This is a genomic window from Vulcanococcus sp. CPBay_Sum15L08_68, assembly GCF_017855895.1.
Classification (GTDB): Bacteria; Cyanobacteriota; Cyanobacteriia; order PCC-6307; family Cyanobiaceae; genus Vulcanococcus.
In genome coordinates this window covers 1-11,391 of the sequence record NZ_JAFMFX010000056.1, presented here as the reverse complement: position 1 = coordinate 11,391, position 11,391 = coordinate 1, and the positions used below count along the sequence as shown (strand labels likewise).

The window sequence follows — 11,391 nt, the reverse complement described above, 5'->3', positions numbered from 1 at the left end:
CAGCCTTCCGGTCTTCCCACCCAGACCGCCCGGACGGTGAGCAACGGTTTCGTTCGCTCCAACACCCTGCTGCCCCTGGGCGGTAACGAGGTGATCGACAACCCCGTTCCTCGCAACCTCTCCGACCTGTCCGGTTGGTCCAAAGATCAGCTCCAGGCTGGTCTTCAGCAGGAATACTCCGTGGATGTGGCCGCTGTGGCTCGCTTCCTGTATTCCCCCAAGGGTGAGCAGTTCCTGAAAGAGAGCATTCAGGAGAACAACTACACCCCCTACTACAGCCAGCAGAACAGCCTGCAGGCCGTGCGTAGCGCCATCATTCTCGACTCCGCCGACGGCAAGCTGTCGAGCTACGGGATGATGAAGCAGCTCCCCACCGACCAGCGCCTCCAGGGCTCGATGAAGGTCTGTGATGTCAACAGCATCGAGAACAGCCAGCAGGCCACCTCGCTGCTCAGCTGGTACATGAACACCCCGGCTTGCATCGCGGCTTACACCGCCGAAGCTCCCGAGCCGGTCAAGCAGCCCGTGCGCGGTCTCTGGTGATCCAGCGGATCGGTTGATCCATCCCAAAGCCCCGGCAATGCCGGGGCTTTTTTGTCGTCTTAGTCCGAACGGCGAGCGCTGAGGAGTCGATGCTCCAGCAACTGCGGCAGCGTCCCCTTCAGGCGTTGCTGGAGCTCGGCCTTGAGGCGATCGATCTCAGCTGGGCTGAGCGTTTGACTGAGCTGCTGGCGGTAGGGGGCATCCGCTGCAAACCAACGGGCGAGCAATCCCTCGTTAATCGGTAGTGCCAGCCGTTCCTCCCACGCTCTCCACTCCAGGGTCCAGCCCTGCTGGATCAGGGCGGCCTCGAGCGCGTTGGGCTCGGGTTGGGGCCTGAGGATGGTCTGCTCGATCGCCATCACTCTCTCCAGCAGGACGGCCAACGCATCGATGGGCGTTCCCGCGTGCTTCAGTCCTCCCGCGGGACCCAGCTGGGGCTGGCTGAAGAGCAGGCGCAGGCGGGCCTTCGGTGCAGCGAGTGCCGTGAAGGCGGCAACCGCGGCCTCGAGTTCCTCGGGGCTGCTGTGTTTGAGCGGATGCCGGCTGGCAATCCATTCGAAGCGTTGGCCGCTTCCCTCGAGTGCGCTGAGGTCTGGGATCAGTTGGGGGCGCTCCAGGCTGTCGAGAACCTCCAGTTGTGTGCCCAGTCGCGTTTGATCGGCGCTGCTGGCGGCGTGGATCACCACACCGCCTTCGGGGCAGCACTGCAGGGGATCGAGGGCCCAGAGCAGGGAGCGGGCCTCGAGCAGGAGTACCCGGTCATGCCGTTGCCAAGGGGCATCAGCCCAGAGCTCCTGGCGGAGGCGATCGAGGCGTTCCCCTTCGCTGCCGGACTGCCGTTGAATCCAGCGCTCGAGCTCGGGGTCATCCGGACCGCTGCTGAGCATCTCGCCCAGCTCCTGCTGATGCTCAACGGCCGCGGCGAGCTGGGCGGCACGTCGCTGCTGCAGCCGTTGGCGGCGCTCCCCTTCCCAACCCAGGGTTCCCGGCTGCCAGAAGACCTGCCCCTGGAGATCGCTGGGTAGGTATTGCTGGGCGACCCAGTGCTCGGCGTAGGCATGGGGGTAGCGGTAGCCGACGCCATCGCCGAAGGCCTTGCCGTCGCGGTTGGCGTCGCGCAGATGGGCCGGCACCGCCTGGCGGTTGCTGGCTTTGACGTTCTTGAGGGCGTCAAAGAAGCCGAGCAGGCTGTTGCTTTTTTCGGTGGAGGCCAGATAGAGCGCCGCCTGGGCCAAGGGATAGAGGCCTTCCGGTAAACCCACCCGCTCGAAGGCCGCGGCGCAGGCCTCAACGACCACGACGGCTTGGGGGTCCGCCAGGCCGATGTCTTCCCCGGCGGAGATCAGCATGCGCCGGAAAATGAAACGGGGGTTCTCCCCGGCTTCGATCATCTTCGCCAGCCAAAAGAGAGCGGCATCGGGGTCGCTGCCGCGCAGGGACTTGATGAAGGCGCTGATGGTGTCGAAGTGGGCGTCCCCTTGTTTGTCGTAGAGAACGGCCCGCTGCTGAATGGATTCTTCGGCGATGGCCAGGGTGATGACGATCTGTCCCTCGCCATCGGGCTCCGTCGTCTCCACCGCCAGCTCCAGCGCATTGAGCAGGCTGCGGGCATCGCCGCCGGCCACCTCGACGAGATGTGCAGCGGCCTCAGGACTGATCTGGACGGGCCGCTCTCCATAGCCCCGTTCCCGATCGCGCAGGGCCCGCTCGAGCAGTTGATGCAGGTGCCGGTTCTCGAGGGGCTGAAGCCGAAACAGCCGTGAGCGACTGACCAGGGCTTTGTTGACCTCAAAGAACGGGTTTTCGGTGGTGGCTCCGATCAGGGTGACCGTGCCGTTTTCCACCCAGGGCAGCAGTGCATCCTGTTGCGCGCTGTTGAAGCGGTGCACCTCATCAATGAAGAGCAGGCTGCGCAGGCCGTGCTGATCGAGCCGGCGCTTGGCTTCATCGACCTCGTGGCGCAGGTCCTTCACGCCGGCGAGGACGGCATTGAGACTGCTGAAGTGGGCCCGGGTGGTGGCCGCAATGATCCGGGCCAGGGTGGTTTTGCCGACGCCCGGTGGGCCGTAAAAAATCAGGTTGCCGACACGGTCGGCGTTGATGGCACGCCGCAGCAGTCGACCGGGTCCGAGGATCTCCTCCTGGCCTTGAAAGTCGTCGAGGCTCCTGGGCCTGAGGCGATCAGCCAGGGGGGCATGGTGCTGGCGCAGCTGCTCACCGTGATGGCTGAAGAGATCGCTCAAGCCGCGCCGAATGAGGTGTCGATCTCCATCATCCGCGGGACAGAACCCTTCAGCATCCCTAGGTTGCGGATTCCTGAGTCACTGTCGTGCGGCGCCTGCTGGCTCCCCTGCCGTTGTTGCTGTTGTTGGTGGGCTGTGGGCCCAAGCAACCCCAACGCCAGCCGACGGCCGTTCAGGTCCAAACGATTGGTTCGGCTGAGTTCAATCCATCGATTGATGTCATCAGTCGCTTGAGCTCGACCACCGATGTCTCGCTCAGGCCCGAGGCCGATGGCCGGGTCGTGAAGATCCTGGTGAAGCAGGGGCAGAAGGTGAAAGCGGGCGAGCCGATTTTGGTGCTCGACAACGTGCAGCAGACCGCGGCACTGGATTCGGCCAAGGCCGAGGCGCGCAAGGACCGCCTTAATGCCGAGCGCTACGTCTTTTTGAATGAACAGGGCGCTGTTTCCACCAAACAGCGGGATGCTTACGTCACCCAGGCGATTCAAAGTGCCGAGCGGGTGCGCTCCGATGCCGCCACTCTGGGATACAAGTACGTCACCTCTCCCATCGATGGAGAGATTGGCGATCTCGACACGGTGAAGCTCGGCGATTACGTCCGCAAGGGGCAGGCGATTACCGGGATTGTTGATAACTCCACCCTCTGGACGTTGATGGATGTTCCTGCGACGGAAGCCTCGCGCGTCGCACTGAATCAGGAGGTTCTGCTGCGCACCCAGGGCAATCCGCCGGTGGAGGGGAGCGGCAAGGTGGTCTTTATCTCTCCCTATTTCGGCGTCAGCGGCAACAGCTCTTCGCCCAACACGGTGTTGGTGAAGGCGGCGTTCCCCAACCTCACCGGCAAACTCAAGACGGGCCAGTACGTCTTGAACCGGATCATCACCGGAAGCCAGCAGTCCCTCTCGGTCCCGGTGTCGGCGGTGTTGATGCAAGCCCAGCAGCCTTTTGTCTATCGGATCGTTCGTCTCTCGGAGGCCCTGCCCAAGATCAAAGCCTCCAAGACCGTCCCCGAAAAACAGAAAAAGCGGCTGGCCTCAATGCCCGGCTCGACGCCAATCGTGGTGCAGACGTCGGTTCAACTGGGCGATCTCCAACACAACCGCTACCCCGTGCGTTCGGGCTTGAAGGCTGGGGATCAGGTGGTGGTCAGCAATACGGCTCTGCTGCGAACGGGTTTGCCCGTGACCATCGCTCCGGCCAGCAAGCCCTAGGGAGCAGCTGCGATGTCGCTCTCGGATCGGTTTATCAAGCGCCCGGTGCTCACCACGGTGTGCAGCATCTTGATCGTGCTGGTGGGACTGATTGCGATCCCCACCCTGCCAATCGAGAACCTTCCCAACATCGCCCCACCGCAGATCCAGGTCACGGCGAATTACAGCGGAGCGAACTCCCTGGTGACGGAGCAGGCGGTCACCAACGTTCTCGAGCAGCAGATCAACGGCGTGCCGGGAGCGGCCTACATCTCCTCGCTGACGACCAACACCGGTGCCAGCACGGTCAATGTCTTCTTTGACGAAGGCACTGACATCAACATTGACCAGGTCAATGTGCAAAACCGGGTGTCCTTGGCGATGCCCCAATTGCCATCGCAGGTGAGCAACACCGGGGTCTCGGTGATCCAAACGACCCCCTCGATCCTGTTGGCTTATCAGGTCTCCTCCTCGGAGGGGCAGTTCGATCGCGCCTATCTCAATGGCCTGATCTACGAGCAGCTCTACTACCAGCTAGAGCGCATTCCAGGGGTTGCCCAAGCGACCTTGTTTGGCGGGAGTAACCCGGCCTTTTGGCTGTTCGTCGATCCGAACAAGCTCACGGCCAACCAGCTGACCGCTGATCAGGTGGTGTCGGCTGTTCGCAGTCAGAACTCCGTCGCCATTGGTGGCCTGGTCGGTGGTCCACCGGCGGGGGGAAATCAGCTCTTCACCTATCCGATCTTGGTGGAGAACAATGGCAACTTGGTCTCGGTTGATCAGCTCAACCAGTTGATCGTTGGTCGCTCTCCCCAGGGCAATCTGCTGCGCTTGCAGGACGTGGGAGAAGCCACCTATGGCTTCAACACCTTTGCGACGGAAGGGAGTGATATCAATGGCTACCCGGCGATCACCGTCGGCGTTTATCAGACCCCCGAGAGCAATGCCCTGCAGGTGAGCGAGGCGGTGGTGAACCTGATGGATCAGTTCCGCGCTCAGGTTCCTCCGGGGGTGACGGTGCAGCAGATCTACAACGTCGGGCAGTTCATTGAGTCCGCCGTTGGAGGGGTCACCGATGCCCTGGGCTTGGCGATTGTGTTGGTGCTGGTGATCCTCTTTCTGTTCCTGCAGGACTGGCGCGCCACGGTGGTTCCGAGCCTGGCGATTCCGATCTCCTTGGTGGGCACCTTTGCCTTCATGAAGGCCTTTGGTTTTTCGATCAATCAACTCACCTTGCTGGGCCTGGTCTTGGCCACGGGCCTGGTGGTGGATGACGCCATTGTCGTGATTGAAGCGGTGGCCAAAAACCTTGAGCAGGGAATGAAACCGCGTCAGGCCGCCCTCGAATGCATGGGCGAATTGATCGGAGCGATCATTGCTTCCTCGCTGGTGCTGATGGCGGTGTTTGTGCCGGTGGCGTTTTATCCCGGTGGGATCGGCATCATCTACCGCCAGTTCGCCTTGACGATCGCGTTCTCGATCGCAATCTCGACGTTTAACGCCCTGACCTTCTCGCCGATGATGGCGGGGCTGATCTTGAAGACTGAGAAGCCTCCGCGCCCAGAAGGCTGGCGTTGGACCGTGGCTGGTCTGGTGATTGGGCTGGGTTTTGGAAAATTCAGCGCCGCCTCCTTTGGCCCCCTGGCCTATGTCGTGGGGATTGCGGGGTTTGGCTTTGCCGGCAGTCGGCTGGCTCTGATCTTTGATCGCTTCAATGCCTTTTTTGCTCGCTTGGAGCAGGGCTATGGGCGTCTCCTCCACTGGCTGATCGACCGCCGGCGTTGGATCTTGATGGGTTTGGGGGCTGGGATTGTGACCACCGCCATTGCCTTCAATGCCCTGCCCACGGCCTTCATCCCTGAGGAGGACCAGGGCTATGGCCTGGGGATCTACCAACTTCAGAACGGAGCGTCCCTCTCTCAGACCCAACAGGTGGGCATGCAGATCGCCGAGGTGCTCAAGCAGGAGAAGAACATCACAGCAGGCAGTGTGATCAGTGGTGCTGGGTTTAACGGCAATAGCCCCGATCAAGGTCTGTTTTTCTTTGGGCTGAAGCCCCTGGATGAGCGCTCAGGCTCCGAAAACAAAGCCCCGGCGATTGTTGATCGCCTGAATGCCAAGTTGTCCCGCTTCAGCAGTGGCCTGGCGGCGGCTTCTCAACCCCCAGCCATCCCAGGGTTTTCGGCGCAAGGGGGCTTTTATTTCCAGTTCAACGACCTCAGTAATGGTGCCTATACCTTCACCCAGTTGGATCAACTGGCGGAGCAACTGGTCAGCCAGGGTCAGGCCAGCGGTGCTTATTCCAACCTCTATACCCAGTTTGTTCCAAGTGCTCCAGCCTTTGGACTGAAGATCGATCGATCGATTCTGGGTGCGCTGAATGTCGACTTTCAGCAGGCCATGCAGACGATCGCCATTTTGGCGGGTGGTAACTACTCCGGTCTGACCTACGAGAGTGGTCAGGTGCGCAACATCTATGTCCAGGCCGAGCCCGCCGGTCGCCAGGGGTTGGAGAACATCCTGAGCTACTACGTACGCAACCGCGACAACAAGTTGGTGCAGGTCTCGGAGTTCGCCTCGTCTGAACTCTCCAGTGCACCGCCGGTCATCAGCCACTACAACCTCTACCGAACGGTCTTGATTCAGGGTGTTCAGGCCTTGGGTAAGAGTTCTGGTCAGGCGCTCAGTGCGATCCAACAACAATTCAAGGCCCTTGATTTCAACAACATCGGCTATGCCTTTACGGGGATTGCCGCTCTACAGCTCTCGGCCGGCAGCGCCAGCGTGTTGGTCTTTGGCCTGGGGGTGTTGTTTGTCTATCTCGTGCTCTCCGCCCAGTACGAGAGCTACGTCACCCCGGTGATCATCCTGATGACGGTGCCCTTGGCGATGCTCGGCGCCTTGGCGTTCCTCTCCCTGCGCTCGATTGATCTCAATATCTATGCCCAGGTGGGCTTGGTGACCTTGATTGGTTTGGCCGCGAAAAACGGCATCCTGATCGTCGAGGTCGCCGAGCAGCATCTGGAATCGGGGATGTCCTACGGCGAGGCTGCCATTGCCGCAGCTGAGTCGCGGATGCGGCCGATCTTGATGACGGCCATCGCCTCATTGGCGGGATTCTTCCCCTTGGTGGTGGCCACCACGGCGGGAGCCAACAGCCAGCAGTCCCTCGGCACCGTGATCTTTGGTGGCCTATTGGTCGCCACGGTGCTGTCGCTTGGGGTGGTTCCGCCGTTCTATGTCGCCATCAAAAACTTGGAGGAGCGCTGGTTTGGCGCTCCAACGGCACGGGGTTAGGGCTGATCAGGTGATCACGGTCGGGCGGTCCATGCCCGTGCGGGTCTTGATTTCAGCCAGGGCATCGGCTGCAGTGATCAGGTCGGCCAAGGCGGTCTGGGGATCCTGGTTCAGATCACCGCTGCTGGGCACATAGCTCTCGAGGTAGAGCCGCAGGGTGGCGCCTTGGGTGCCGGTGCCGGAGAGGCGGAAGACAACGCGGCTGCCGTCATCCAGCAGGATCCTCAGGCCCTGGCCGGTGGTCAGGGAGCCATCCACCGGATCGCTGTAGCTGAAGTCATCGGCCGTACTGATGCGGCGGCCGGCGAAGTCCTGGCCCACCAGTGAGGGCAGCATGCCCTTGAGGCGGTCATAGAGGCCATGGGCCTTCTCGCTGGCGATCGCTTCGTAGTCATGGCGCGAGTAGTAGTGCCGGCCGAAGCGCTTCCAGTGGGCATCCATGATCTCGGCCACCGAGCAGCGCTTGCTGGCCAGGATTTGCAGCCAGAAGAGAACGGCCCAGAGTCCGTCCTTTTCGCGGATGTGGTTGCTGCCGGTGCCGAAGCTCTCCTCACCGCAGAGGGTGATGCGGTCGGCATCCAGCAGGTTGCCGAAGAACTTCCAGCCGGTGGGTGTCTCGAAGCAGGCGATGCCGAGCTCCTTGGCGACGACGTCCACGGCGGCGCTGGTGGGCATGGAGCGGGCGACGCCCGAGAGCCCTTGGGCATAGCCCGGCGCCAGCGTGGCATTGGCGGTCAGCACCGCCAGGCTGTCGCTGGGGTTCACGAAGCAGCGGTTGCCCAGGATCATGTTCCGGTCGCCATCGCCATCGCAGGCCGCACCAAAGCGATAGGCATCGCTCTCCATCAGGAGCTCGGCCAGATCGTGGGCGTAGGTGAGGTTGGGATCCGGGTGGCCGCCGCCGAAATCCTCCAGGGGCTTGCCGTTGCGGACTGTTCCTGCCGGTGCCCCCAGCAGGCCCTCGAGCAGTCGGGTGGCGTAGGGGCCCGTGACGGCGTGCATCGCGTCGAAGGCGATCGGGAAGTCGTCTTGAATCAGCGCCTTGATCTGATCGAAGTCGAACAGCTTCTGCATCAGGGCGATGTAGTCATCAACCCCATCAATCACCTCCAGGCGGAGATCTCCCACCGTCTGCTGGCCGACGGCATCAAGGTCGACCGGCGCGGACTCGAGGATGCGGTAGCCATCCAGGGTCTGGGTGCAGGCGTAGATCGCGTCCGTGAGGGATTCGGGGGCCGGACCGCCATTGGCGCCATTGACCTTGACTCCGAAATCACCGTCGGGACCACCGGGGTTGTGGCTGGCCGAAAGGATGATGCCGGCCGTGGCCTGGTGCTGTCGGATCAGGTTGGAGGCGGCCGGGGTGGAGAGGATTCCGCCGCTGGTGGTGATGATGCGGCCCACACCGTGGGCGGCGGCCATGCGGGTGATCACACCGATGGCTTCACGGTTGCCGAAGCGGCCATCGCCACCGACCACCAGGGTGCCGCCTTGGATCCCGGGAACCGTGCGCAGGATCGCCTCGATGAAGCTCTCGAGGTAGTGGGGCGTTGCGAACTGACGGCTGCTCTTGCGTAGCCCCGACGTGCCTGGTTTTTGATCGGAGAAAGGGGTCTCGAGAGCGATCTGCCGCACGCCGCTGGTCATCGGTGAGAGCCGAGGGGGCACCAAGTTAGACCGATGTTCTTGATTCCAGAGGTGATGCGGCGCAACTAGCTCCCGCCAAAGCCAAAGCCGCTCTTCTTCTGGCTGTCAGGGGCTTGGGGCTGGTTGGCTTCGGGCTTGGCCAACTCCAGGCTGCGGCAGACCAAAAGCAGGCGCTGGGCTGGATCGCTTAAGGCTTCCCGCCGTTGATAGCTGTTGCTTGCGGCGGGTTTGGCTTTCTCAAGGATGCTCCAGAGCAGGTCCTTGCAGCTGGCGGGAAGTCGGGGGTGATCCATCAGTGGATCGGCGAGCTCTCGGGACCGTGAGCAGCTGGCGGCGCTGTTGTCGCGGGCGCAGCTGATGGTGATCAGCTGCAACTCCTTCAGGCTCTCTTCGCTGGGGAAGGGAACGTAGGGGTCAGCCGCCAGCCCCGCTCCGCCGCTCAGAACTGCAGCAGCGGCAATGGGCAGGGGCAGCAGCTGACGCAGGGACACCATGGGGCCGGGCTCACTGGCATCCATCTTGGATCGAAATCGCGGCGCCTAGCCCAGAACCATTTTTTTGCTGCGCGTGGGATGCAGCAGATCAATCATCAGGGTGTTGATCCATCCGTCCTGCTTGCTCTGCCAGAACAACAGCAGATAGTGCCCTTTGCGTTGGATCCGCATGGCTAGAGCAGCGGGGTCACTCTCAAGTAACGCGGCTCTGCGTGGCAGGGCTCAAAAGCTCTGCTTTGGTTTCAACAGTTGGAAGAGACTCTGTTCCTAGGACTGTTGAAAGCCGGTGTTTATACCGATAGCGCAGCGCAGATCTGCTCCATAACGTGTGTGCATCTCCGATGGGGATGGGGAACTGAAGGCGCTGGGGGGCCAGCGTCTTTTTTATTGCCCAGGATGTTGAAGAGACCGGTTCTTTTACTCATGGTGTTGCTTTGCGAGTACTCCTAAAACAGCAGCAGACACCAACAGAACGCCCCTGTTCGGGCGCTCGGGTGCCAAGGGCGGTCAACAGGCCGCCCTTCTTCATGGCCCCTGGCTAAAAGGGAGGCTCCATTGCCGTGGGAGCGATGCCTCTTCTGCCGCGCTGGCGCTTCATGACCGATGAGGCCAAGGCTTTAACCAAGCGCGTTGCTGTCTCTGCGGTGGCCTTGCTGCTGGCAGCGCTGTTGCTCCGTGCCCTGCTGCCCTGGATGCTGCTGGTCCTGCTCCTCTGGGGGCTTTGGCGCTGGCGGCGGGGCTAGCAGCCTTGGGTCCGCCATCGTTTTGTATCTGCCGGTACTAACGGGGGCCAGGCGATCTCTAGGTTTTCCAACGATGGACTTGGGGAACTGACTTGAGGCAGCCAGTCGAGCCCTGGGCTTCAACTCATGTTTGACCCGTTTGGTCTGTCCTGCCTGGATTACTTGATCTGGCTGCGCTCAGGTCAGGAGGCCACGCTTCGCCTCTCCTGCAGTCAATCCACCATTTCCCGTAACGCGAAAGCTGTCGCCGAATCCCTTGGCCTGGATGCCCGCAAGCTCGAGGGGGAGTGGAGCCTGGATGGGGATCTCTCGCTCCTGAATGCCGAGAGGGAGGTGCATCAGTTCGCTCGCTGGCAACGGAACGATGCCCTGCGCATTGACGGGATCTACGGGGCTGGGGCGCCCTATCTCGAGGGTCTCTCTGATCCTTGGGTCTGCGGTCGATCGAACTTCATGGGGATTCCCTATCCCATGGTGTTGCTCAGCCAGTCGATCTTGGATGTCTGGATCGGTTGCCATCCCGATCTGCCGGAAGACGACGACAGGTTTGTCGTGGTCCCCCTCAGCCGTTACCCCGCCTATTTCTTGGTGGATCCTGCACACCCTCTGCTGGAGTCACCAGGCGATTTGACCCTGGAGGATTTGCGGGGATTCCCGGTCCTTTCCCTGCCCGATGGTGCGTTTCCGAAGATGCAGCAGCACCTGAAGGGCTTGGGTTTAGCGCGCACTCCAGTGGGAACGACGCGCCATGACCCGCGCCGTTGGGAGGGGCGCACCGAGGATCAACTCACCATCAGCTACGGCAGCCCCCACACCGTGGCCTGTTTTGCTGGGGCCAAGGTTGCCTTGCCTCTCTCCACAGGGCTGACCTTGGGGGATTCCCTGGTGGTGAAGCGCCGTTTCGCGGACAGCGACGCCTTTGTGCAGCTCGTGGCTCAGCTGCGTGCGCGTGCTCAGTCCCTGTCGGCGTCTCGCCCTGAGCTGGTCAGTTGTTGAGCGGCCAATGATTGGACTCGATGAACTGGATTGCCTGGATTACCTGATCTGGCTGCGCACCGGTGATCGGGTGGCCCAACGGCTCAACTTGGATCAGGCCTCGGTGTCCAGAAAGGCGCGGCGAGCTGCTGCGGCCTTTGGCTTGGAGGCCAGAAAAGCCGAGGGCGAATGGGAGCTGGAGGGGGATTGCACGCTGCTCGATTTAGAGCGGCAAGTTCACCAAGATTGCCGCTGGAAA

Annotated in this window: 9 protein-coding genes and 1 pseudogene; 6 read left to right on the top strand and 4 right to left on the bottom strand. The window is 61.9% G+C overall.

Features of this window, described 5'->3' with window-relative positions:
• The coding region (locus QZ189_RS08930; protein WP_296421568.1) for an alpha/beta hydrolase at positions 1 to 543 on the top strand (543 nt) is incomplete at its 5' end.
• A gap of 59 nt (positions 544 to 602) precedes the next feature.
• Here the strand turns inward: QZ189_RS08930 and QZ189_RS08925 are convergent.
• The gene (locus QZ189_RS08925) at positions 603 to 2,786 is read right to left on the bottom strand and encodes an AAA family ATPase (protein ID WP_296421567.1); all 2,184 of its coding nucleotides are present in this window, start codon (positions 2,784 to 2,786) and stop codon (positions 603 to 605) included.
• An 86-nt stretch (positions 2,787 to 2,872) separates the two neighbouring features.
• Between QZ189_RS08925 and QZ189_RS08920 the strand changes: the two genes are divergently transcribed.
• Entirely contained in the window at positions 2,873 to 3,997 is a 1,125-nt protein-coding gene (locus QZ189_RS08920; protein ID WP_247479548.1) for an efflux RND transporter periplasmic adaptor subunit, read from the top strand.
• Between the two features lie 12 nt (positions 3,998 to 4,009).
• Positions 4,010 to 7,273 (top strand): efflux RND transporter permease subunit, encoded by a 3,264-nt coding sequence (locus QZ189_RS08915; RefSeq protein ID WP_010313089.1) that lies wholly within the window; start codon positions 4,010 to 4,012, stop codon positions 7,271 to 7,273.
• Positions 7,274 to 7,279: 6 nt separating this feature from the next.
• Here the strand turns inward: QZ189_RS08915 and QZ189_RS08910 are convergent, their stop codons facing one another.
• The 3 genes from QZ189_RS08910 to QZ189_RS08900 all read right to left on the bottom strand — a co-directional run bounded on the left by QZ189_RS08910 (position 7,280) and on the right by QZ189_RS08900 (position 9,585).
• Positions 7,280 to 8,920: an alpha-D-glucose phosphate-specific phosphoglucomutase gene (locus QZ189_RS08910; protein ID WP_296418783.1), complete on the bottom strand. Its 1,641-nt coding sequence runs from the start codon at positions 8,918 to 8,920 to the stop codon at positions 7,280 to 7,282.
• Between the two features lie 65 nt (positions 8,921 to 8,985).
• Positions 8,986 to 9,414, bottom strand: a complete 429-nt coding sequence (locus tag QZ189_RS08905) for a hypothetical protein (RefSeq protein WP_296421566.1) — start codon at positions 9,412 to 9,414, stop codon at positions 8,986 to 8,988.
• A gap of 45 nt (positions 9,415 to 9,459) precedes the next feature.
• On the bottom strand, positions 9,460 to 9,585 hold the full coding sequence (locus tag QZ189_RS08900) for a hypothetical protein (protein WP_010313076.1): 126 nt from the start codon (positions 9,583 to 9,585) through the stop codon (positions 9,460 to 9,462).
• A 398-nt stretch (positions 9,586 to 9,983) separates the two neighbouring features.
• Here QZ189_RS08900 and QZ189_RS08895 point away from each other — a divergent pair, with 398 nt between their 5' ends.
• The 3 genes and pseudogenes from QZ189_RS08895 to QZ189_RS08885 all read left to right on the top strand — a co-directional run.
• The gene (locus tag QZ189_RS08895; protein ID WP_198001890.1) at positions 9,984 to 10,157 is read left to right on the top strand and encodes a hypothetical protein; all 174 of its coding nucleotides are present in this window, start codon (positions 9,984 to 9,986) and stop codon (positions 10,155 to 10,157) included.
• 126 nt (positions 10,158 to 10,283) lie between these two features.
• Positions 10,284 to 11,153: a LysR substrate-binding domain-containing protein gene (locus QZ189_RS08890; protein ID WP_296421564.1), complete on the top strand. Its 870-nt coding sequence runs from the start codon at positions 10,284 to 10,286 to the stop codon at positions 11,151 to 11,153.
• A gap of 7 nt (positions 11,154 to 11,160) precedes the next feature.
• A pseudogene (locus tag QZ189_RS08885) lies at positions 11,161 to 11,391 on the top strand (hypothetical protein); the annotation flags it as partial.